The organism is Micromonospora sp. BRA006-A, from assembly GCF_033433935.1.
GTDB classification, from domain to species: domain Bacteria; phylum Actinomycetota; class Actinomycetes; order Mycobacteriales; family Micromonosporaceae; genus Micromonospora; species Micromonospora aurantiaca.
Window position 1 is genome coordinate 4,998,255 of the sequence record NZ_JANCLW010000001.1, and the last position, 22,890, is coordinate 5,021,144.

Consider the following 22,890-nt stretch of genomic DNA (forward strand, 5'->3'; position numbering starts at 1 on the left):
GCGAAGGAAACCCGGATGGGCTGTTGACGAGCCGGGCACGGCGCGCCGTCGTACGGTGGCGGTACGGGCCATGTCCCCGGGCGGTCCGGCCACGGGACGTGGCCAGGATCAACGACGCCTGCCAGGAGGACGTGTGTTCGCCAATTCCGAGGAACTCCTGCGATACCTCGCCAACGAGGACGTGAAGTTCGTCGACGTACGTTTCTGTGACCTGCCCGGCGTGATGCAGCACTTCAACCTGCCGGTCGAGTCGTTCGACGACAGCGTCTTCAGCGACGGCCTCGCCTTCGACGGATCCTCGATCCGCGGCTTCCAGGCCATCCACGAGTCCGACATGCTGCTTCTGCCGGACGTCGCCACCGCCTTCATCGACCCGTTCCGGGCCCAGAAGACGCTCGCGCTCAACTTCTTCATCCACGACCCGTTCACCCGCGAGGCATACTCCCGCGACCCGCGCAACGTGGCGAAGAAGGCCGAGGCGTACCTCGCCGCGAGCGGGATCGCCGACACCGCGTACTTCGGCGCGGAGGCGGAGTTCTACATCTTCGACTCGATCCGCCACGAGACCTCGGCGCACCAGTCGTTCTACTACATCGACTCGATCGAGGGCGCCTGGAACAGCGGCCGGATCGAGGAGGGCGGCAACCGCGGCTACAAGACCGCCTACAAGGGCGGCTACTTCCCCGTGCCCCCGGTGGACCACTACGCCGACCTGCGTGACCGGATCGTGCGGCGCCTCGTCGACGGCGGCTTCACCGTCGAGCGGTCGCACCACGAGGTGGGCACCGCCGGCCAGTCGGAGATCAACTACAAGTTCTCCACCCTGCTGCACGCCGCCGACCAGCTCCAGCTGTTCAAGTACATCGTCAAGAACGAGACCTGGGCCGCTGGCAAGACCGCGACGTTCATGCCGAAGCCGCTGTTCGGTGACAACGGTTCCGGCATGCACACCCACCAGAGCCTGTGGCGCGGCGGCGAGCCGCTGTTCTACGACGAGACCGGCTACGCCGGGCTGTCCGACACCGCCCGCTGGTACATCGGTGGCCTGCTTCACCACGCCCCGTCGCTGCTCGCCTTCACCAACCCGACGGTGAACTCGTACCGTCGTCTGGTGCCGGGCTTCGAGGCGCCGGTGAACCTGGTCTACTCGCAGCGCAACCGCTCCGCCTGCACCCGCATCCCGGTGACCGGCAGCAACCCGAAGGCCAAGCGCGTCGAGTTCCGGGTGCCGGACCCGTCGAGCAACCCGTACCTGGCGTTCTCGGCGATGATGATGGCCGGTCTGGACGGCATCAAGAACAAGATCGAGCCGCCGGCGCCGATCGACAAGGATCTGTACGACCTGCCGCCGGAGGAGTGGGGCGACGTCAAGCAGGTTCCGGGTTCGCTGCCGGAGGTGCTCAACGCGCTCGAGGCCGACCACGACTACCTGCTCGACGGCGGCGTGTTCACGCCGGACCTGATCTCGACCTGGGTCGACTGGAAGCGGGCCAACGAGGTCGACCCGGTGCGTCTGCGCCCGACCCCGCACGAGTTCGCGATGTACTTCGACTGCTGAGGTAGATCAAGGCGCCGACCCGCACCAATCGGGTCCGACCTGACGGACGGCGGTCATGCCGGCTCACAGCCGGCGTGGCCGCCGTTTCGTGTCGAGCGTGACGGTCGCGTGCTGATCGTGGCATGGCCGGATGTCAGCGATGATGAGGCGACCGCTCGTAGGGGTAGTGATGACGACACGACCGACGCTGTTCCTGACCGTAGGACTGCCGGGCACCGGGAAGACCACGGAGGCGCGGCGCATAGAGGTCGAGGAGAAGGCCCTTCGTCTGACGAAGGACGAGTGGGTGAAGGCCCTCTACGGGCTGGCGAACCCGCCGTCGGCTTCGGACGTCATCGAGGGACGGCTCATCGAGATCGCGCTGCGGGCGCTCGAACTCGGCGTCAACGTCGTCATCGACTTCGGCCTCTGGGGCCGAGATGAGCGCTCGGCTCTACGACAGGCAGCAGCCGACCTCGGAGCGTCGGTGACGATGCGCTACTTCCAGCTCACACCGGCCGAGCAGCGGCAACGGCTTGACCGGCGGCAGGCCGAGGAGCCGCACACGACCTGGCACATGTCCGACGAGGAACTCGCCACGTGGGCTGCCGTCATGAGCATCCCGACGCCGGGGGAACTGGACGGCAGTGAACCTGTCGACGATCCACCGGCCGGGTTCGCCACCTGGGACGAGTGGCGCAGGCACCGCTGGCCTGCCTTCATCTCCTAGAACCGCGTGGGAACGTCCACACGACCGCCACGACCACCACCAGCACCGTCATCAGCACCGCGCCCGGTGCCTTGCTGAACCGGGCCAGGTTGGATCCGTCCGGCAGGGTGAGCGCCGACGCGACCGCGCAGGGCGCCACGAACCAGACCTGCCGGGCCAGCGGCACCGCCGCGACCGCGAGCACTGTCAGCGGCCAGATCGCGTACCAGGGGTGGAAGACCGGGGCGAGCAGCACCGTGGCGGCGAGCGCCAGCCCCGCGCCGAGCAGTGCCACCCGGGGGCGGGCCAGCGTCAGGCGGGCCACCCGCTGCCGGGTGTCGTTGAGGCGGCGCAGCGCCGTCCACGCCTGCCACCACAGGGCGACGAGCGTCCCGGCGAGCAGCACCAGCGCGACCCCCCGGGTCACCGGCACCGCCTGCGGTCGTAGGCCGGCCAGCTCACCGCCGTAGTCGATGACGAAGCCGACGGCTGTGGGCGGGGAGGTCCACTGCTGCGAGTCGCCGCTGTGGCCGAGCCCTCCCACCCAGCCCAGCCCGAGGCCGGTGGCGAGCGAGACGACGAGCAGCGTGCCGAGCACCGACGCGGCCAGTTGCCCGCCGTCGCGCAGCAGCGCCCGCCAGGTGTAGCGGCCGAGCACGGCGGCCAGCGCCGCGAACGGCAGCGCCACCACCGCGACCGCCTTCACCGCCACGGCCAGGCCGAGCAGCACCCCGGCCACCAGCAGCGCGCGCGGCTTGCCCGGCAGGCGGACCAGCACCAGCAGGCCCAGCAGGAGCAGCCCGAGCGCGAGCGCGTCGTTGTGCGCGCCGGCCACCAGGTGGATCCCGACGAGCGGGCACGCGAGCACCAGCCAGGCGGCGCGGCGGGTGGGCACACCGGCGGCGCGGGCCAGGCCGGGCAGGCAGAGCGCGGTCAGCAGCACACCGGCCACCGCGACCAGCCGCAGCGCCACGATCGTCCCGATCAGGCCGCCACCGGCGAGGACCGCGAGCCCGGCCAGCAGCACGAAGAACGGCCCGTACGGTGCCGGAGTGTCCCGCCAGATCGGCGACACCGAGCCGGTCCACGGGCAGCCGGCCGCCGCGACCCCCACCCGGTACGGGCTGAGCCCCTGCGTCCACGTCCAGCCCTGGCAGGCGTACGAGTAGACGTCGCGGCTGCCGATCGGCGGCGCGGCGAGCAGCGGCAGCGACCAGAGCCCGGCGGTCAGGTACGCCCACCGGCCGGACGGGGCGCCCCACCGCAGCGACCACCAGGCGCCCACCAGCAGCAGCGTCCCGGCCAGCCAGCAGCCGAGCGTCACCGGCCCGTTCGGTGCGGCCCAGATCGCGGCGAGCGTGCCGCGCGGGGGCGTGCCGGGCAGCGCGCCGCCGAGCCACCCGGCGACGGTGAGCAGCACGGCCCCGGCGAGGCCGGCGTAGCGGGCGAGACCGGCGGCGATCGGCCGGACGGGTCCGTCGGGCTCGCTCACCGGCACACTCCTCAGTCCACGGGAACCGGCTGCCGACCCTTGCGAGCCGACCGTACCAACCACACGACCACCCCGATCACGAACAGGGTCATCAGCGGCGCACCGGGCATCTTGGTGTACCGGGGTAAACCGGTGCCGTCGGCCAGCACCAGGAACGACGACACCACTGTGACGATCGAGAACCAGAGCGTGCGGTGCGCGGTGGCGGCGAGCACGGCCAGCGGCCACAGCCAGTACCAGGGGTGGAACAGCGGGGAGAGCGCGACGGTGGCGGTGAGCGCCAGCCCGGCGTGCCAGAACGGCTCACCGCGACGGAACGACCGGAACCAGAGCCAGATCAGCACGGCGACCAGCACCACCATGCCGATCGCCCGGGTCACCGGCAGCGCGTCGACGTGCACGCCGAACGGCGCGAGCAGGTAGCCGACGGTCTGCCCCACCGCCGTCGGCGGCGACGTCCAGGCCACCACCAGCCCGCCCTGTTCCAGCCCGCCGACGAACCCCAGCCCCAGGCCGGAGACGAGGGTCACGGCGGCGAGCGCGGCGAGCGTGCCGCCGACCACCCACCCGCCGTCGCGCACCAGCGTCCTGATCCGGTACGCCCCGACGATCGCGGCCAGCGCGGCGAACGGCATCACGACCAGCGCAGTGATCTTGACGGCGGCGGCCAGTCCGAGCAGCGCCCCACCGGCGAGCAGCGGTCCGGGCCGGCCCGGCCGGGCGGCCACCACGGCCAGCCCGGCCACGAGCAGGCCGATCATCAGCGCGTCGTTGTGCGCGCCGGACACCAGGTGCACCGGCACCAGCGGGCTCGCCAGCGCCAGCCAGAGCGCGCGGCGCGGCGGCACCCCGCAGCGGCGGGCCAGCACCGGCAGCGCCCACGCGGTGAGCGCCACCCCGGCGACGGCGAGCACCCGGAACAGCGCGACGGCGGCGAGCAGCGAGCCGGTGGCCTCCACCACCGCGCCGGCGAGCAGCACGAACAGCGGACCGTACGGCGCCGGGGTGTCCCGCCAGATGTAGGAGATGGTGTCCAGCCAGGGGCAGGGCAGCGCTGAGACGCCCTGCTCGTAGGGGTTGATCCCGGCCGAGAAGCTCGCGCCCTGGCAGGCGTACGCGTACACGTCCCGGCTGCCCAGCGGCGGCGCGACAAGCATCGGCAGCAGCCACAGCGCGACGGTGACCAGCACCCACCGGGACGACGGCACCCGGTCCCGCAGCGACCACCAGGCCCACGCCAGCAGCGCGGTGCCGACCAGCCACAACCCGATGATCAGCGGCCCGTCCGGGCCCTGCCAGATGCTGACCGGGGTGGGACGCAACTCGCCGTCGGGCAGGGCGCCGCCGAGGAACGCGGCCACGGCGAGCAGCACCGAACCCGCCAGGCCGATCCAGCGCGAGAGGTGGTGAGGCACGTCCGACATGCTGCCAGTACGGTGGTTCGCGATCAGGAGGTGGGCATGCGGGGCGGTCGGGTGGTGGCGGTCTCCGCCGTGTCGGCGTTCGTCCTCGCCGTGCTCTACCTCACGCTGCCGGCCACCGGCTCGGACCTGTCCGCGCAGGTCGCCCGCGCCGGGTTCTTCGCCGACCACGGGGCCGCCCTGGTGGACCTGCGCTGGTACGGCGGCGTGCACCCGTGGGGCTACAGCCTCGTCTCGCCGCCGCTGATGGCGCTGCTCGGGGTGCGCGTCACCGGCGCGCTCGCCCTGCTCGCCTCCGCCACCGCGTTCGCCGCCCTGCTGGTGCGCACCGGGGTGCCCCGCCCGCTGCTCGGCAGCCTGTTCGGCGTGGTCACGATCGCCGGCAACCTGGTGTCCGGCCGGGTCACGTACGCCCTCGGCGTCGCGTTCGGCCTGGCCGCGCTGCTCGCGCTCACCGTCCCCGCCCGCCGCACCCGGCTCGTCGCCGCCGGTGCCGCCGCGCTACTGGCCTCCGCGGCCAGCCCGGTGGCCGGGCTGTTCGTCGGGCTCGCCGGCGTCGCGCTGCTGCTGACCCGCAGGTACGCCGACGGCCTGCTGCTCGCCGTACCGGCCGCTGCGCCGCTCGCCGTGACCGGGCTGCTGTTCGGCGAGGGCGGCTGGATGAACATCAGCACGGCCGACACCGTGCACGCCGTGGTGACGAGCCTGGTTGTGGCGGCCCTCGTCGCGTACCGGCCGGTGCGGGTCGGCGCGCTGCTGTCCGCGACCGGGGTGCTGGCGTCGGCACTGCTGCACACCCCGGTCGGGCTGAACGCCACCCGCCTGGTGGTGATGTTCGCGCTGCCGGTGCTGGCCGCCACCGCGACGCTTCCCGCCCCGCTGTCCGATCGGCTTCGCGCCGCCGGCCGGCGCTCCCGGGTCGCCGGGGCGGTGGGGCTGGCCGCGCTCCTGGCGGTGGTCTGCTGGTGGCAGCCGCCGGTGGTCACCGCGGATCTGCGCAGCGCCGACGACCCGACCGCCGACCCGGCGTACTTCACGCCGCTGCGCGCGGAGCTGGCCCGGCGCGGCCTGACCGGGCGGGTGGAGGTGCCGCCGACGCGCAACTACTGGGAGGCGGCCCACATGGGCGACGTGCCGCTCGCGCGGGGCTGGCTGCGGCAGGCCGACATCGACCGCAACCCGCTGTTCTTCACCACTGTGCCCGGCGCGGACGGCACCGGCATCCCGCTGACCCCGATCACCTACCGGGACTGGCTGGCCGACAACGCGGTGCAGTACGTGGCGGTGCCCGACGCCGAGTTCTCCTGGGTGGGTGCGTCGGAGGCGAAGCTGGTGGAGGCGGGCCAGCCGTACCTGACCGAGGTCTGGTCGGACCGGCACTGGAGGCTGTACGCGGTCGCCGAGCCCACGCCGCTGGTCGGCGCACCGGGAGAGTTGGTCCGCCAGGACGGCGCCTCGATCACGTTCCGCGCCCCCGCCGCCGGCCCGATCCCGATCCGGGTCCGCCACGACCGCTGGCTGACCGCCTCAGGCGGCGCCACAGTCACCCCGAACGGCAAGTGGACAACGGTGACGATCCCCCGACCCGGCACTTACACCCTCACCAGCTGACCCACCGTCCCCCTCCCCGTCCCCCTCCCCGTCCCCCGCTCCCGCTCCCGATCCCGCCGAGATCGGGGCATTCAGGGCGCGGCGTGAGCGCGGCGATCTTGCGCTTTCTGCCCCGGCAAATCGGGCCTATCCGGCCTGCGCGGGGCCACAACTGCAAGATCGCCGCGCGGGGCGGCGTGCGGGGGCGGGGAGGGCGGGGCGGGCGACGGTGGGTGGGTGGGTGGGGCGGAAGGGGCAGGGCTAGAGGGGGGACTCCAGGATTCGCTGGACGACTGTGCGGGAGTGACGGCCGGTGCGCAGGTACTCGTCGAGGAACTCGCCCTGGTCCTCGCGTCCCAGCAGCCGCACCACACCGGCCAGCTCCACCCCGTGCCGGGGCAACTGGTCCCCGGCCCGGCCGCGTACCAGCATCAACGCGTCGCGCACCTCGGCGGCGAGCGTCCAGCCGGCCGCCAGCTCGGCGGCGTCGGAGGCGTCGAGCAGCCCGGCGTCGCGGGCGGCGGCGAGGGCGTCGAGCGTACGGGTGCCGCGCAGGGCGGGCACCTGACCGGCGTACCGGAGCTGGAGCAACTGCACCGCCCACTCGACGTCGGCCAGCCCGCCCCGGCCCAGCTTGGTGTGGGTCGCCGGGTCGGCGCCCCGGGGTAGCCGCTCGGTCTCCACCCGCGCCTTGATCCGGCGGATCTCGACCACCTGCTCGCGGCTCAGCCCGTCGGCCGGATAGCGCACCGGCTCGATCATGGCCTCGAACTCGGCGCCCAGGTCGGCGTCGCCGCAGACGTACCGGGCCCGCAGCAGCGCCTGCGCCTCCCACACCCGGGACCAGCGCGCGTAGTACTGGGCGTACGCGGCGAGGCTGCGCACCAGCGGGCCCTGCCGGCCCTCGGGGCGCAGGTCGGCGTCGACGCCGAGCGGCGGGTCGGGGGCGGGCGCGGACAGCAGCCGGCGCAGTTCCTCGGCGATGGCGTGCGCGGCGGCGCTCGCCGCGCTCTCCTCCACCCCGGGCGGCGGGTCGTAGACGAACAGCACGTCGGCGTCGGAGAGGTAGTTCGACTCGTACCCGCCGAGCCGGCCCATGCCGATCACCGCGAAGCGCAGGCCGGGCGGTCCGGGGTGGACGGTACGGGCGGCGCGCAGCGCGGCGGCCAGCGTGGCGTCGGCGACGTGCGACAGCGCGGTGCCGACAGCCGTCACGTCCACCACTGTGGGCCGGCGTTCCCCGCCGCCGACCGGGCGCGGGGTGAGCGGGGCGAGCGAGCCGGCGCGGCTGAGCACGTCGGCGGCGGCGATCCGGACCAGTTCCCGGCGGCGCAGCGCGCGGACGGCCCGGATCGCCTCGACCGGGTCGTCGTGCCGGGCGGCAGCGGCGGCGAAGCCCTCGACGAGCGTCTCCCGTGGGCGCGGGGTCAGTTCGCTGTCCTCGGCGAGCAGCCGCAGTGCCTCCGGTTCGCGGGCCAGCATGTCGGCCGCGTACCGGGACGACGACAGCACCCGGGCCAGCCGGCGCGCCACCGGGCCGGAGTCACGCAGCAGGCGCAGGTACCAGGGGGTGCTGCCGAGCTTGTCGGAGACCTGCCGGTAGTTGAGCAGTCCGCGGTCCGGTTCGGGGGCGTCGGCGAACTCGTCGAGCAGCACCGGCAGCAGCGTGCGCTGGATGGCGGCGGTACGGCTGACCCCGCCGGTGAGCGCCTGGAGGTGCCGCAGCGCGCCGGCCGGGTCGGCGAAGCCGAGCACCTCCAGCCGGTGCCGGGCCGCCTCGGGCGTGAGGCGCAGCCCTTCGGCCGGCACCCGGGCCACGGATTCCAGCAGCGGGCGGTAGAGCAGTTTGGCGTGCAGCCGGCGTACCTCGGTGGCGTGGGTGACCCACTCGGCGCGGAACTCCTCGACGGCGCTGCGGCCCGGCGTGGCCACGTAGCCGAGCGCGGCGGCGAGCCAGCGCAGCGCGGCCGGTTCGGTCGGCACGGTGTGGGTACGGCGCAGGGCCTGGAGCTGGAGCCGGTGCTCGACGGCGCGCAGGAAGCGGTAGCCGCGCAGCAGCGCCTCCCCGTCGGCGCGGCCCACGTAGCCGCCGGCGACGAGCGCGCGCAGCGCCGGCACGGTGCCGGGCACCCGCAGCGACTCGTCGCCCCGGCCGTGCACGAGCTGGAGCAACTGGACGGCGAACTCGATGTCGCGCAGCCCGCCCGGGCCGCGCTTGATCTCGCGTTCCAGCTCCTTCGGCGGCACGTTGTCGAGGATCTTGCGGCGCATGGACCGGACGTCCTGGACCGCCTCGGGGCGTTCGGCGGCGGTCCACACGAGCGGGGCCAGCGCGTCGATCCACTCCTTGGCGAGCTCCAGGTCCCCGGCGGCCGGGCGGGCCTTGAGCAGCGCCTGGAACTCCCAGGTGCGGGCCCAGCGCTTGTAGTAGGCGAGGTGGCTGGTGAGTGTGCGGACCAGCGGCCCCCGGTTGCCCTCGGGTCGCAGCGCCGCGTCGACCGGCCAGGCCACCAGCCCGCAGATCTGGATCAGCCGGGTGGCGATCTGGGTCGCGGCGGGCAGGTCGTCGTCGGTGGCGGAGACGAAGATGACGTCGACGTCGGAGACGTAGTTCAGCTCGTCGCCACCGCACTTGCCCATCGCCACCACTGCCAGGCGGGGACACGGCGTGCCCTCGGGCAGTTCGTCGGCGGCGATGTCGTAGGCGGCGGCCAGCGTGGCGTCGGCCAGCCCGGACAGCGCCGCCATGGTCTGCTCCAGGCCGCGCCCGCCGGTCAGGTCGGCCGCCGCGATCCGCAGCAGCGCGAGCCGGTACGCCTGCCGCAGCAACGGGACCGCGCCGGTCATGGTGGTGAGCCGGGCGGCGACGCTCAGGTCGAGCCGCCCGTCCGCGGTGGGGGCGAGCCCGTCCGGCTCGGTCGCCAGCACCGCCCACTGCCCGGGGTTGGCGACCAGGTGGTCGCCGAGCGCGGACGAGGCGCCGAGCACCGCGATCAGCCGGCGGCGCAGCCCGGGGTCGGCGGCCAGGGCGTCGCGTACGGCCACCTCGTCGCCGGAGCGCCGCTCGGACTCGACCAGCCGGTGCAGCTGACGCAGGGCCAGGTCCGGGTCGGCGGCCCGGGACAGCGCGCCGAGCAGCTCGGCGGCGCGTTCGTCGGCGGGCTCCTGGGTGTCGGGCCGCCACAGGGCGAGCCCGTCCGGGCCGAGCAGGTCGGCGGCGCGGGTGGCGCCGTCACCCTCGGCGAATCCGTAGCGGGCCAGGCGCCCGCGGGCCGGCCGGGTCACCGTCAGGCCCCGAGCAGCGGCAGGCTGCGGCGCGGGGTGTCGTCGCCGAGTTCGCCGAGCGCGAGCGCGGCGAACCGGATCGCGAACGGCTGCCACGCCTCCTCGACGTCGGCCATCACCCGGTCGCAGGCGGCCACCACCAGCTCGGGGTCGTAGCCCAGCTCGGCCAGCACGGCCGAGTCGCGGGACCACTCGGCGATCATCGCGGTGTCGCACTCGATGTGGAACTGCAGCCCCCAGGCCCGGTCGCCGAGGCGGAACGCCTGGTGCGGGTAGCGGGTGGACGCGGCGAGCAGCGTCGCGCCGTGCGGCAGCTCGGTGATCTCGTCGGCGTGCCACTGGAGCACGTCGGGCATCAGCGGCACGTACCGGAACAGCGGATCGTCCTCGGCGGCGTCGCGCCGGCCCACGAGCGCCGGGCCGATCTCCGGGCCGGACGGGCTGCGCTCGACCCGGCCGGCGTGCGCGGTGGCGAGCAGTTGCGCGCCGAGGCAGACGGCAAGCGTCGGCACCCGCCCGCGGACCGCCTTGCGCAGCAGCCCTTCCAGCGCCGGGAACCAGGGCGCGCCGGGGCCGCCGTCCGGCCCCGGATAGGCCTGCTGGTCGCCGCCGAGCACCACGAGCGCGGCGTACCCCTCCAGGTCGCCGGGGAGCGCGTCACCGGCGTGCGGACGCAGCACGCGCAGCTCAAGGCCCCCTTCGGTGAGCCACTCCCCCAGGCGGCGGAGGTCGTCGGTCGGGTCGTTCTCGATCACCAGCGCGGTCGCCACGACGTCGAGGCTAACCGGTACGCCCGACAGGGCACGGTCCGGCAGGCCCTAGGCTCCGATCGTGCCTGACGACTGCCTGCGCCCACCGGCCCTGCGTCCCGGCGACGCGGTGATGCTGGTGTCCCCGTCCGGGCCGACCCGTCCCGAACGGGTGGCCCGTGGCATCGAGCTGCTCACCGGCTGGGGGCTGCGGCCGGTGCCCGCGCCGAACGCGTACGCCAGGCGGGGTTACCTGGCCGGCGACGACGCGCTGCGGGCCGCGGACCTGAACGCGGCGTTCGCCGACCCGGAGATACGCGGTGTGATCTGCACCCGGGGCGGCTACGGCGCGCAGCGGGTGGTCGACCTGATCGACATGGCGGCGGTACGCCGGGATCCGAAGGTGGTGGCCGGGTTCTCCGACATCACCGCGTTGCAGTTCGCGCTCTGGCGGGGCGCCCGCCTGGCCGGGGTGCACGGGCCGGGCGCCGCGTGGCGGGACGAGCGCACGCCGATCCGCTCGGCGGAGTCGCTGCACGCCGCGCTGACCAGGGCCGAGCCGGTGACGGTGGCGGCGGTCGAGGCGGAGGAGACGTTCCCGGTGCGGGTGCCCGGGCGCGCCGAGGGCCGGCTGATCGGCGGCAACCTGTGCCTGATCACCGCGTCCATCGGCACGCCGGACATGCCCGACCTGACCGGGGCGATCCTGCTGGTCGAGGAGGTGCAGGAACCGCCGTACAAGATCGACCGGATGCTCACCCACCTGCGCCGCTGCGGTGCGCTGGACGGGATCGCCGGGGTGGCTGTCGGCCAGTTCACCGAGTGCGCGGACGGCTGGGACACCACAGTCGTGGACGTGCTCACCGACCGCCTGGGCGACCTGGGCGTGCCGGTCCTCGGCGGCCTGCCGATCGGCCACGGCCCCAACCAGCTCACCGTCCCGGTCGGCACCCCCGCCCTGCTCGACGCCACCGCAGGCACCCTGACGGCGACCGCCGCCGTCCGCTGAGGCCGAGGCCCGGCGATCATGAGGTTGGCGGTAGTTCAGAGATCCACAACTGCCGCCAACCTCATGATCAACGCGGCGAGGGCGGCGAGGGCGTGAGGTGGGCCACGGCGCCGATCTCCAAGGCGGCCCAGACCGCGCCGTCGGGGGTGACCGTCAGGCCGTGGGGTTCCGAGGCCGGCGTGGGCAGGGGGTGGGCGGTGATGTGGCCGTCGGGGTCGATGTGGCCGATGCGGTTGGCGCCCCACTCGGTGAACCAGCAGCCACCGGCCGGGTCGGCGACGATCGCGTGCGGGCGCGCCGCCCGGTCCGGTAGCGGGAACTCGTCGATCCGGCCGTCCGGCGTGATCCGGCCGAGCTGCCCGGCGACGATCTCCACGAACCAGAGCGCGCCGTCACCGCCCCGGGTGATGCCGACCGGCCCGGCCGCCTCGGTGGGCAGCGGATGCACCGCCACCTTGCCGTCCAGGCCGACCCGGGCGATCGCGTTCGCCTGGTTGAGCGTGAGCCAGAGCGCGTCGTCCGGCCCGGCCGCCAGCATCGACGGGAAACCCTTGTCGACCGGCAGCGGGAAGGACGTCACCTCCCCGTCGACGCTCACCCGGCCGATCGTGTCGTCGCTCATGCCGGCGTACCAGAGCGCGCCGTCCGCGCCCACCGCCAGCCCGCAGGGGCCGCAGCCGGGCGGCAGCGCCACCGAGCCGGTCTCGCCGCCGACGGTGACCCGGCCGAGCCGGTCGTCGCCCGAGCGGGTGTACCAGAGCGCGCCGTCGGGGCCGCCGACGATGATCAGCGGGCGGCTGCCCGGCGGGTCGTCGCGGTAGGTCCGTACCTCACCGTCGAGTCCGAGCCGGGCGACGCCGCCGGAGCCGGCCAGCGCCAGCCAGAGCGCGCCGTCGGGCCCGACCGTGATCGAGTACGGCCCGGAGCCCGGCCCGGTGAGCGGGATCTCGCGGATGGCGGGCTGTGTCATGGAGTGGCCTTTCGTCGGGTTTCGTCCAGCCTCGCGGGCGCTCCGGCATCCCGGCAACACGAATAATTCGGGCCTTCCGGACGGGATTGCCAGCTCGCTGACAGGTTCGCCACGGGTGGCCCTCAGTTCCGGCGACCACTGTCGGTGACGTCATCGCACCACCACCGAACAGGAGACTCGCATGATCCGCACGATGTCGAAGAAGCACCTGCTGGCCGGCCTGGCCGCCGCCGGCGTGCTCGGCGTCGGGATCGCCGCCCCGACGGTGGCGCTCGCCGACGACAAGAGCCCGAACCCGTCTTCGAGCGCCGGCAGCACCACCGACCAGGGTGACGACCGCCGCCAGAAGCACGCCGACCGGCAGGCCGAGTTCGCCGAGGCGCTCGCCGAGGAGCTGGGCGTCTCGACCGACAAGGTCACCGCGGCGCTGGAGAAGCTGCACGAGCAGCGCCAGGGCGACCGCCCGGAGCGGCCGGAGCGGCCGTCGACCGAGGACCGGCAGGCCGCGCTGAAGGAGCGGCTGGACCAGGCCGTCACCGACGGCAAGCTCACCCAGGAGCAGGCCGACGCGGTGCTCAAGGCCGCCGAGGCGGGCGTGTTCCCGGGCCCGGGCAAGGGCGGCCCGGACGGCAAGCCCGGCCACCACGGCAAGGGCGGTCCGGAAGGCAAGGCCGACCAGGGCGCCGAGGCCGAGCAGGAGGGCCAGGGCGGCAAGTGACGCGGTGGCCCCGCCGCCCCTCACCGGCCGTTCCCTCCTCCTGGCCGGCGCCCGGCGGGGCCACCCACGCCTGATCCCTCGGACCGCGGCGGGGTGGTGGTGCACTCGCACCGCCACCCCGCCGCGCCCGTGTCAGCGCAGGTACGGCCCGTCCGCGCCGATCTTGCCCGGCGCCGGGTTGCCGGGCAGGTCGAGCACGTAGACCCGCAGGTTGCCCTTGCCGCCGGCCGCTGCGGTGAGCGTGCCGTCGGCGACCGTCTTCACGTCACCGGTGACCGCGTCCACGTACCGGCCGTTCGGCACCCCACGGAACGTGGCGCCGCCGGACACGGTGACCAGCGCGAAGCTGTCCACCGCGCCCTGGGTGAAGCGCCGCTTGTACGCCATCGCGCCGCTCACGCCCTCGGTCGAGTACTGCCCCTTCTGCAACGCCGGCACTGCCCGCCGGATCAGGTTGAGCCGTTGCACGTGCTTCACCAGCGGCTGGGCGAGCGTGGTGGCGACCGTCCCGCCGGCCGAGCCGACCACCCCGAAGTCGCTGGCGGTGACGGTGCCGGCCAGGTGGTCGCCGTAGTAGGCCCGGCCCGTGGTGTCGAGCGGGCAGCTCGGCCCGCAGTCGATCCGGGCGCCCTTGCGGAACTCGATCTCCGAACCGTAGTAGAGCGTCGGGATGCCGCGGAACGTCCACATCAGGCTCATGTTCTCCGCCCAGGCGTCGGTGCCGCCGGTGTACCGGGTGGAGGACTTGTTCGGCCCGTAGTCGTGGCTGTCGACGTAGACCACGTTGTACGTGGCGTCGTTGTAGCTGTCGTCGGAGTCCCTCCCGTTGCCGAACGCGTTGCCGGCGTCGGAGAAGTTCATGTGCATCCGCATGTCGATGACGTTCATGCCGGAGAACTGCGAACGGTCCGGCGCGTGGTACGTGTTGCCGCGCAGGAACGCGTTGTCGGTGGTCGGCTGCCCGTTCGGTCCGAGCAGCTGCTCGTGGTCGTACTGCTCGATCGCGGCGCGGACGTCGTCCGGGCTGTACTCCTTGCGCTCCTTCCAGGTGAAGAACTGCGCGGAGTGGTTGACCGAGCCGCGGTTCCACTTGTCGTTGACGAACGCGGCGACCTCGCCGAAGACGTAGAAGTCCTTGCCCTTCTCGCCGAACCGGGCGACCGCGTGCTGCTGGATGGCGGGCAGGAAGCGCCGGTTCCAGGTGACCCGGGGGATGTGCACGGCGGTGTCGATGCGGAAGCCGTCCACGCCCATGTCGATGAACCTGTTGTACGCGTCGATCAGGTACTGCTGCACGGCGGCGTTCTCGGTGTTGAAGTCGGCCAGGTCCTCGTGCAGCCAGCAACTGCGTGAGTCCTCGCCCTCCCAGTTGCCGATCCAGCACTGGTGGTACTTGTCGGCCGGGAAGAGTTTGCTGGTCGGGACCGGCCACTGGCACTGGTAGAGCGTGTAGCCCTCGGGGCTGCGCCCGCCGGTCGGCGTACCCCAGTTCAGGCACTGGTTGCCGGCGGGCGCGGCGGACGACCACACGTCGCCGTTGTACGGCCGGCCCTTGGCCTTGGCGTTCTGCGCCGGGGTGAGCGCCGGGTCGTTCCCGGTCGCCTCGACCGTCGGGTCGTACTCCCGGCCGGCCTGCGGCTGGTCGTAGTACCACTTCCACTGGTCGTCGCGGGTGCCGTAGACGGTGGGCGTGAACAGGCCCTTGGCGCCCCACCGGGAGCTGTGGTTGTAGACCACGTCCTGGAAGATCTTGATGCCCTTGGCGTGCGCGGCGTTGATCAGGTCCTGGTAGGAGGCACCGGCGCTCTCCAGCCGCGGGTCCACCCGGTAGAAGTCCCAGCCGTGGTAGCCGTGGTAGTCGTAGTCGGAGCGGTTGAGGACCACCGGGGTGATCCAGAGCGCCGAGAAGCCGAGCGCCTTGATGTAGTCGAGCTTGTCGACCAGCCCCTTGAAGTCGCCCCGGAACATCGGGTCGTCGTTCGCCGCGTTGCCGGAGGCGACGTGCTGACTGCCGCCACGGTTGTTCGCGGGATCACCGTCGGCGAACCGGGCGGTCATCACGAAGTAGATGGTGTCCTCGCGCGGGTCGCCGCCCAGCGGGGCTCCGCCGGTCTGCGGGGTGCCGGTGGTCGCGGACGCGGGCGCACTCGCCGCCGACCGGTTGCCGGCCGCGTCCAGGGCCCGCACGGTCCAGGTGTACGCGGTGCCGGGCCGCAGGTCGTACGCGACGTGCCGGGTGGTGGTGCTGGTGACCGTGGTGCCGCCGGCTCCCCCGGTGCGCGTCAGCTCGTACCCGGTGACGCCCCGGTCGTCGGTGGCGGCGGTCCAGGTCAGCGTGACCGCCAGTCCGTCGGCGACGGCGGTGAGGCCGCCCGGCGTGGACGGCGGGGTGGTGTCCGGGTTGGCCGGCGCGCACGGGTCCGCGGCGGCGGCGGTGACCCGGCCGTTGTCGACGACGCTACGACCCGTGCCGAGGGTGTAGTCCGCGCCGCCGTTGTTGTCCCAGGTCCCGGCGGTGTCGTTGAACGCGGCGGTCAGGCCGGTGGCTGTGCCGAGGTCGACGACCCGGCGGGCCCAGCCGGCGCAGCGCGTCTCCATGGCGACGCCCGGGGCGGTGGTCCAGGCGCCGCCGGTGGGCCGGTAGTGCAGGTTCGCGGCGGCCCAGCCGCGCGGCGTGAGGTGGTACCAGACCTCGGCGGTGTTCCCGGCGGTACCGGACGGTGTCGGACTCGGTGCGGCAGTGGCGGACGGGCCCGGCGACGGGGTGGCGCACGGGTCGCCCGTGCCGATCCGGCCGGCGGCGACGGTCACGGTGCCGGCGCCGAGGCGGTAGTTGGCGCCGTTGTTGTTGTCCCAGACGCCGCTGCCGTTGGTGAAGACGACCTGGGCGCCGGTGGCGGCGCCCAGGTCGACGGTCTTGCGGCGCCAGCCGGCGCAGGCGGTGTCCATCGGTACGCCGGGAACCGGCGTCCAGGCCTGCCCGTCCACGCCGTAGTGGATGTTGACGGACCCGCCCCAGGCGGCCGGTGACTGGTAGTAGACGGTGACGGTGTTCGCCGCCGCGGCGGCGGTGAACGGCAGCAGCGCGGCGAGCACGCCGGCGGCGAGCGCAAGCGCTCCCCACCGGCGGCGGTTGGTGGTGGTGCCCCTCATGGCGCTCTCCTGACACCCACGCCCGCACGACGGGCGCAAGGGGATGAAGGCGTTGCAAGAACTTGCGACGCATGGTGCCAGGAAGTTACCAGTTTCGATTCCCCGAAACCAGTGGTTCACAGTAGACACGGTCGTAACAGGTTGCACCGCTCGCAACGGCTTGCTCCCGGCCGGCGACGGCCAGGCCGGGAGCAGGGGCGCGCGCTCAGCCCGCGGCGGGCGGGGTGAAGACGCCGAGCAGGTTGCCCGACGGGTCGCGCAGCAGGGCACGCACCAGACCGGCCGGCGTGGTCACCGGCGCCGTCAGAACGGTGCCGCCGGTCGCCTCCGCCCGGCGGCAGGTCTGCGGCACGTCCGCCACCTCGGCGTAGAAGATCGCGTAGTTGCCGGTGTCGGTGTCCCGGATCGCGCCGCCGATCCCCCGCTCACCGCCGGCCGTCGTCTGCCGGTACGACAGGCTCGGCCCGCCCTGCTCGTCGAAACTCCAGCCGAACAACTCGGAGTAGAACCGCTGCGCCTCGTCCGGGCGGTCGGAGCCGATCTCGAACCAGGTCACGGGCGTGCTGGACATGCTTCCTCCTGAGGTTCGCGCCGGCGGTCGGCCGGCGTCGTCAGGATTCAGCCTCGTATCGGGCCACGACAGCGTCCTGTCGGTGTTTCCACCCGGATCAGACCAGGGTGAGCGGGCGCACCCGGTCGACCGGCACGTCGAGGTCGCCCGGACGCCACTCCCGGGTCACCGGCTCGGCCAGCGGGTGCACCGACACGATCCGGTCGGTGCGGAAGCAACGCACGCCGTCGCGCAGCCGGCACCAGGCGACCAGGTACCAGTGCACCGAGTTGCCCAGGTAGGCCAACGGTTCCACGTCGCGCGCCGAATCGGTGCCGCCGCGGTCGGCGTACCGCAGGCGCAGCACCCGCCCGGCGGCGACCGCGTCGGCGACGGCGGCCGGGACGGGCGTGCCCGGACCGTCACCGACCAGGTGCACCCGGCCGGCGAGCCGGTGCGCCTCGGCCACCGCCGCCGGCGGCATCACCGCGACCAGCTTGCGCAGCGCGGCGCCGGCCGCCGGGGCGAACGGTGAGCCGCCGAGCCGGTGCAGCGCGACGGCCATCGCCACCGCCTCGGCCGGTGTCAGGTTGACCGGCGGCAACGTGCGGGCCCGGTCGACCACGTAACCGCCGGTGCGGCCCGGCTCGGCCCAGATCGGCACCCCGGCGCCCTGCAGCGCGGAGATGTCGCGCTCGACGGTGCGGGTGCTCACCTCGAAGCGGCGGGCCAGCCAGGTCGCACTGCGCGGGCGCGGCGAGACCGCCCGCAGCTCCTCGACCAGGGCGTAGAGGCGGTCGGTGCGGTTCACCCCCGGACGCTAACCCGGGGGTACGACACCCCTCAGGCGATGCAGGCGCAGACGATCAGCGCGGCGCCGAAGTGGGTGGCGGCGCTGACCCGGGCCGCCGGGTGCGGCTCGTCGGCGGCGATGACGTCGCCCAGCTTGCCCGGGGTGAGCAGGTCCAGCACCAGGAACGCCAGCGCCATCACCAGCAGGCCGACCAGCCCGAACACCACGGTGGACGCGAGGCCCTTGGTGAACGAGCTGTAGCTGGTCAGCACGGCGGTGAAGACGATGCCGGCGATGCCGAGCTGGTTGGCGGCGAGCAGCAGCGCGGCGTTGCCGTTGCGGCGCACCCAGATCAGCTCCCGCAGCTTGCCCGGGGTGAGCAGGTCGACGAGCAGGAATCCGGCGGCCATCAGGGCGACCCCGACGATCCCGAACACGATGCTCTGCCACGCCCCGTCGAGCAGATCTCCCAGCACCAACGCCTCCCCGGCTCACGCCGCCCGGCGGTGGTGCCGGGGCGGTGCCGCAGACGATAGCGGCACCGCGCCAGCGTGATCTAGAGCGAGAGGTAGCGCTGCCGCTCGTACGGGGTGACCTCGCGGCGGTACTGCTCCCACTCGGAGCGCTTGTTGCGCAGGAAGAAGTCGAAGACGTGCTCGCCGAGCACCTCGGCCACCAGCTCCGAACCGGCCATCACGTCGATCGCCTCGGCCAGGTTCTCCGGCAGCGCCTCGTACCCCATGGCGCGGCGCTCGGCGCTGCTCAGCGACCAGACGTCGTCCTCGGCACCCGGGGGCAGCTCGTAGCCCTCCTCGATGCCCTTGAGGCCGGCGCCGAGCATCACCGCGAACGCGAGGTAGGGGTTGGTCGCGGAGTCCAGCGAGCGGACCTCGACCCGGGCCGAGTTCGGCTTGCCGTACGCGGGCACCCGCACCAGCGCGGACCGGTTCAGGTGACCCCAGCAGACGTACGCGGGGCTCTCGGTGATCCGGTCCGGCAGCGCCTGCGGGAACAGCCGCTTGTACGAGTTGACCCACTGGTTCGTGACGGCGGTGTACTCCCGGGCGTGGGTGAGCAGCCCGGCGATGAACGACTTCGCGACCTTGGAGAGCTTCATCGGGTCGCCGGCGTCGTGGAACGCGTTGCGCTCCCCCTCGAACAGCGACAGGTGCGTGTGCATGCCGCTGCCCGGCTGGTCGGTGAACGGCTTCGGCATGAAGCTGGCCTGCACGCCGGTGGAGAGCGCGACCTCCTTCACCACGTGCCGGAACGTCATGATGTTGTCGGCCGTGGTGAGCGCGTCGGCGTAGCGCAGGTCGATCTCCTGCTGGCCGGGGGCGACCTCGTGGTGGCTGTACTCCACCGAGATGCCGATCCGCTCCAGCGCCAGCACGGCCTGACGGCGGAAGTCCCGCGCGACGGCGTGCGTGGTGTGCTCGAAGTAGCCGCCGGTGTCCACCGGGATCGGCACCGAGCCGTCCTGCGGGCCGTTCTCCAGCAGGAAGAACTCGATCTCGGGGTGGGTGTAGAAGGTGAAGCCCTTGTCGGCGGCCCGGGAGAGCATCCGGCGCAGCACGTGCCGCGGGTCGGCCCAGGACGGGCTGCCGTCGGGCAGCGAGATGTCGCAGAACATCCGGGCGCTCTCGCCGCTGACCCCGCCCTCGAACGGGAAGACCTGGAACGTGGTCGGGTCCGGCATCGCCACCATGTCCGACTCGAAGACCCGGGCGAAGCCCTCGATCGCTGAGCCGTCGAAACCGATGCCCTCATCGAAGGCCGCCTCCAGCTCCGCGGGAGCCACCGAGACGCTCTTGAGCGTGCCGAGCACATCGGTGAACCACAGCCGGACGAAACGGATGTCCCGCTCTTCCAGCGTGCGGAGGACGAACTCCTGCTGACGGTCCACTTCCACCCCTCGTGACACGTACGTCCGCACCGGTCGGGCCGGCCCGGCCTGACCGCCCAGTCTCCACCGGGCTCGTTACGCCGACGTTACGCCCTTCCCCGCCGGAGCGCCCCGCCGTGTCCCGCCCTCGCCGGACGGCGGCCGGCCGGTGGCGCGCGTCTCCCACGACCGGCCGGATTCCGCCCCGACGGCTGGGGGAAGATGGGGGCATGCCCACCCTGCGTCTCGCCCTGTGCCAGGTCAATCCGACGGTAGGCGACCTCGCCGGCAACGCCGGCCTGGTCCGCTCGTGGACCCGTCAGGCCGCCGACGCCGGCGCCCAGCTCGTCCTGTTCCCCGAGCTGATGCTCACCGGTTACCCGGTCGAGGACCTGGTGTTCCGCCGCTCGTTCGTGGCCGCGTCGCGCGCCGCGCTGCACCGGCTCGCCGCCGACCTGGCCGCCGACGGCCTCGGTGAGCTGCCGGTGGTGGTCGGCTACCTGGACGCGGACGGCCCGCCGCAGGTCAGTTCCGACGCCCAGCCGGGCCGGGGCGCCCGCAACGCGGCGGCGGTGCTGCACCGGGGCGAGGTGGTGGCCACCTACTTCAAGCACCATCTGCCCAACTACGGCGTCTTCGACGAGGACCGCTACTTCGTCCCCGGTGACACGCTCACCGTGGTGCGCGTCGGCGGGGTCGACGTGGCGCTGACCATCTGTGAGGATCTGTGGCAGGCCGGCGGCCCGTTCGTGGTGGCCCGGGAGGCCGGCGTCGGGCTGGTGCTGAGCATCAACGGCTCGCCGTACGAGCTGAACAAGGACGACGTGCGGCTGCCGCTGGTACGCCGGCGCGCCGCCGAGGCCGGGGCGGCCATCGCGTACGTGAACATGGTCGGCGGCCAGGACGAGCTGGTCTACGACGGCGACTCGATGATCGTCGCCGCGGACGGCACGCTGCTGACCCGGGCACCGCAGTTCGTCGAGCACCTGCTGGTGCACGACCTGGAACTGCCGGCGGCGGCAGGTGCGCCCGGCGGGACCGGCGCGCTGAGCGACGGGATGCGCGTGGCCCGCCACGACATCCCGGCGATCCCGGCCGCGCCGGCCGGCCCGGCTGCGGACGGCGGCATCATCGAACCGGTCGCCGACGAGGCCGAGGTGTGGCACGCGCTGGTGCTGGGCCTGCGCGACTACATCGACAAGAACCGCTTCCCGTCGGTGGTGCTCGGCCTGTCCGGCGGCATCGACTCGGCGGTGGCGGCGGCCATCGCGGTGGACGCGGTGGGCCCGGAGCGGGTCGTCGGCGTCTCGATGCCCAGCCAGCACTCCTCCGAGCACTCCCGCACCGACGCGGAGGACCTGGCGAAGCGCACCGGCCTGGACTACCGGGTCGAGCCGATCCAGCCGATGGTGGACACGTTCCTGGCGAACATGTCGCTGTCCGGGGTGGCGGTGGAAAACCTCCAGGCCCGGGTACGCGGCGTGATCCTCATGGCGCTGTCGAACCAGGAGGGCCATCTGGTGCTCACCACCGGCAACAAGAGCGAGCTGGCGGTGGGCTACTCGACGCTCTACGGCGACTCGGTGGGCGGCTACAACCCGGTCAAGGACGTCTGGAAGACGCTCGTGTGGCGGCTGGCGAAGTGGCGCAACGCCGACGCGGCGCGGCGCGGGCAGACGCCGCCGATCCCGGAGAACTCGATCGGCAAGCCGCCGTCGGCCGAGCTGAGCCCCGGCCAGCTCGACAGCGACACGCTGCCCGACTACGACGTGCTCGACCCGATCCTGATCGGCTACGTCGACGGCGACCTGGGCCGCGACGGCCTGGTCGAGTCCGGCCACGACCCGGCCGTGGTGGACAAGGTGCTGCGGATGGTGGATACCGCCGAGTACAAACGACGGCAGTCCGCGCCCGGCACCAAGATCTCCATGAAGGCGTTCGGGCGGGACCGGCGGTTGCCGATCACCAACCGGTGGCGCGAGGACGGCTGACCGCTCCCCCGGCCGGGGAGTGACATCCTCCACTCCGACCTGCCCGCGGCCCGCCGCCCGGTGCGACGATCGCGGGGAACCCGGGGACCGCGTGCGCGGCCTCGAGGAAGGAGATTGTCATGGTGGAGTCCACCCCGGCCGAGGTGACCGCCCTCTACGGCGGGCCGGCCACCCGGCGGGTACGCACCCGCGACCTGATCGCCGCCAAGGAGCGCGGCGAGCGGTGGGCGATGCTGACCTCGTACGACCAGTACACGGCCTCGATCTTCGACCAGGCGGGGATCCCGGTGCTGCTGGTCGGCGACTCGGCGGCGAACAACGTCTTCGGCTACGAGACCACGCTGCCGGTGACCGCCGAGGAGCTGCTGCCGCTGGTACGTGCCGTGGTACGGGCCACGAAGCACTCGCTGATCGTCGGTGACCTGCCGTTCGGCTCGTACGAGGAGGGGCCGGCGCAGGCGCTGCGCACCGCGGTGCGGTTCATGAAGGAGGGCGGCTGCCACGCGGTGAAGCTGGAGGGCGGCCGGCGCTGCGCCGCCCAGATCGAGGCGATCACCGGCGCGGGCATCCCGGTGATGGCGCACATCGGCTTCACCCCGCAGAGTGAGCACACGCTGGGCGGTTACCGGGTGCAGGGCCGGGGCGAGGCGGCCGAGGAGGTGCTCGCCGACGCGCGGGCGGTGGCCGAGGCGGGCGCGTTCGCGGTGGTGCTGGAGATGGTGCCGGGCGAGGTGGCCAAGCGGGTCACCGCCGAGCTGCCCATCCCCACCGTCGGCATCGGGGCCGGCCCGGACACCGACGGGCAGGTGCTGGTCTGGCAGGACATGGCCGGGTTGCGGACCGGCCGGGCGCCGCGTTTCGTGAAGCGGTACGCCGACCTGGCGGGCGCGCTGACCGACGCCACCCGCCGGTTCGCCGACGAGGTGCGCGACGGTGAGTTCCCCGCGGCCGAGCACACCTTCTGAGATGTAAGGAAGGGCCCCTTCTTAACGCCTGGCGTAGAGGAGGGGCCCCTTCTTAACACGCGCCGCCGCGACG

The 22,890-nt window shown here is 73.4% G+C and carries 17 protein-coding genes; 7 read left to right on the top strand and 10 right to left on the bottom strand.

Going from position 1 to position 22,890, the window contains the following annotated elements; genetic code table 11:
* Positions 1 to 133: 133 nt before the first annotated feature.
* Both glnA (NMK34_RS22550) and NMK34_RS22555 read left to right on the top strand, forming a co-directional pair.
* Positions 134 to 1,558: a type I glutamate--ammonia ligase gene (gene glnA / locus NMK34_RS22550; RefSeq protein ID WP_318335095.1), complete on the top strand. Its 1,425-nt coding sequence runs from the start codon at positions 134 to 136 to the stop codon at positions 1,556 to 1,558.
* Between the two features lie 169 nt (positions 1,559 to 1,727).
* A complete protein-coding gene (locus tag NMK34_RS22555; protein ID WP_013475688.1) occupies positions 1,728 to 2,267 on the top strand; it encodes an ATP-binding protein in 540 nt (179 codons plus the stop codon).
* On the opposite strand, the gene mptB (NMK34_RS22560) is transcribed toward NMK34_RS22555, so the two are convergent.
* Both mptB (NMK34_RS22560) and mptB (NMK34_RS22565) read right to left on the bottom strand, forming a co-directional pair.
* On the bottom strand, positions 2,257 to 3,738 hold the full coding sequence (mptB, locus tag NMK34_RS22560; protein ID WP_318335096.1) for a polyprenol phosphomannose-dependent alpha 1,6 mannosyltransferase MptB: 1,482 nt from the start codon (positions 3,736 to 3,738) through the stop codon (positions 2,257 to 2,259). The genes NMK34_RS22555 and mptB (NMK34_RS22560) overlap by 11 nt on opposite strands.
* A gap of 11 nt (positions 3,739 to 3,749) precedes the next feature.
* The gene (mptB, locus tag NMK34_RS22565) at positions 3,750 to 5,162 is read right to left on the bottom strand and encodes a polyprenol phosphomannose-dependent alpha 1,6 mannosyltransferase MptB (protein ID WP_412098911.1); all 1,413 of its coding nucleotides are present in this window, start codon (positions 5,160 to 5,162) and stop codon (positions 3,750 to 3,752) included.
* A 36-nt stretch (positions 5,163 to 5,198) separates the two neighbouring features.
* Between mptB (NMK34_RS22565) and NMK34_RS22570 the strand changes: the two genes are divergently transcribed.
* Positions 5,199 to 6,770 (top strand): hypothetical protein, encoded by a 1,572-nt coding sequence (locus NMK34_RS22570; protein WP_318335098.1) that lies wholly within the window; start codon positions 5,199 to 5,201, stop codon positions 6,768 to 6,770.
* A gap of 240 nt (positions 6,771 to 7,010) precedes the next feature.
* Here NMK34_RS22570 and NMK34_RS22575 read toward each other — a convergent pair whose 3' ends face one another.
* Positions 7,011 to 10,034, bottom strand: coding sequence for a bifunctional [glutamine synthetase] adenylyltransferase/[glutamine synthetase]-adenylyl-L-tyrosine phosphorylase (locus tag NMK34_RS22575; RefSeq protein WP_318335099.1), 3,024 nt, complete (start codon positions 10,032 to 10,034; stop codon positions 7,011 to 7,013).
* Between the two features lie 2 nt (positions 10,035 to 10,036).
* Complete coding sequence (locus tag NMK34_RS22580) at positions 10,037 to 10,804, bottom strand: type 1 glutamine amidotransferase (protein WP_318335100.1); 768 nt, start codon at positions 10,802 to 10,804, stop codon at positions 10,037 to 10,039.
* 112 nt (positions 10,805 to 10,916) lie between these two features.
* On the opposite strand from NMK34_RS22580, the gene NMK34_RS22585 reads away from it, so the two are divergent.
* Positions 10,917 to 11,792 carry a S66 peptidase family protein gene (locus NMK34_RS22585; protein WP_412098963.1) on the top strand — a complete coding sequence of 292 codons (876 nt, stop codon included), beginning with the start codon at positions 10,917 to 10,919 and terminating at the stop codon, positions 11,790 to 11,792.
* A 67-nt stretch (positions 11,793 to 11,859) separates the two neighbouring features.
* Here NMK34_RS22585 and NMK34_RS22590 read toward each other — a convergent pair whose 3' ends face one another.
* Complete coding sequence (locus tag NMK34_RS22590) at positions 11,860 to 12,762, bottom strand: virginiamycin B lyase (RefSeq protein ID WP_318335101.1); 903 nt, start codon at positions 12,760 to 12,762, stop codon at positions 11,860 to 11,862.
* Positions 12,763 to 12,943: 181 nt separating this feature from the next.
* On the opposite strand from NMK34_RS22590, the gene NMK34_RS22595 reads away from it, so the two are divergent.
* The gene (locus tag NMK34_RS22595; protein ID WP_318335102.1) at positions 12,944 to 13,480 is read left to right on the top strand and encodes a hypothetical protein; all 537 of its coding nucleotides are present in this window, start codon (positions 12,944 to 12,946) and stop codon (positions 13,478 to 13,480) included.
* 132 nt (positions 13,481 to 13,612) lie between these two features.
* On the opposite strand, the gene NMK34_RS22600 is transcribed toward NMK34_RS22595, so the two are convergent.
* The 5 genes from NMK34_RS22600 to glnA (NMK34_RS22620) form a co-directional block, all read right to left on the bottom strand.
* Complete coding sequence (locus NMK34_RS22600; RefSeq protein WP_318335103.1) at positions 13,613 to 16,633, bottom strand: carbohydrate binding domain-containing protein; 3,021 nt, start codon at positions 16,631 to 16,633, stop codon at positions 13,613 to 13,615.
* Between the two features lie 205 nt (positions 16,634 to 16,838).
* Positions 16,839 to 17,204 (bottom strand): VOC family protein, encoded by a 366-nt coding sequence (locus NMK34_RS22605; protein ID WP_318335104.1) that lies wholly within the window; start codon positions 17,202 to 17,204, stop codon positions 16,839 to 16,841.
* Positions 17,205 to 17,301: 97 nt separating this feature from the next.
* Positions 17,302 to 17,994: a helix-turn-helix transcriptional regulator gene (locus NMK34_RS22610; RefSeq protein ID WP_318335105.1), complete on the bottom strand. Its 693-nt coding sequence runs from the start codon at positions 17,992 to 17,994 to the stop codon at positions 17,302 to 17,304.
* Positions 17,995 to 18,026: 32 nt separating this feature from the next.
* Positions 18,027 to 18,452: a DUF350 domain-containing protein gene (locus NMK34_RS22615; protein ID WP_128138053.1), complete on the bottom strand. Its 426-nt coding sequence runs from the start codon at positions 18,450 to 18,452 to the stop codon at positions 18,027 to 18,029.
* Positions 18,453 to 18,532: 80 nt separating this feature from the next.
* The gene (glnA, locus tag NMK34_RS22620) at positions 18,533 to 19,882 is read right to left on the bottom strand and encodes a type I glutamate--ammonia ligase (protein WP_120568707.1); all 1,350 of its coding nucleotides are present in this window, start codon (positions 19,880 to 19,882) and stop codon (positions 18,533 to 18,535) included.
* Positions 19,883 to 20,091: 209 nt separating this feature from the next.
* Here glnA (NMK34_RS22620) and NMK34_RS22625 point away from each other — a divergent pair, with 209 nt between their 5' ends.
* Positions 20,092 to 21,852 carry an NAD+ synthase gene (locus NMK34_RS22625; protein WP_318335106.1) on the top strand — a complete coding sequence of 587 codons (1,761 nt, stop codon included), beginning with the start codon at positions 20,092 to 20,094 and terminating at the stop codon, positions 21,850 to 21,852.
* A gap of 119 nt (positions 21,853 to 21,971) precedes the next feature.
* Complete coding sequence (gene panB, locus NMK34_RS22630) at positions 21,972 to 22,817, top strand: 3-methyl-2-oxobutanoate hydroxymethyltransferase (RefSeq protein WP_194801104.1); 846 nt, start codon at positions 21,972 to 21,974, stop codon at positions 22,815 to 22,817.
* The last annotated feature ends 73 nt before the right edge of the window (positions 22,818 to 22,890 follow it).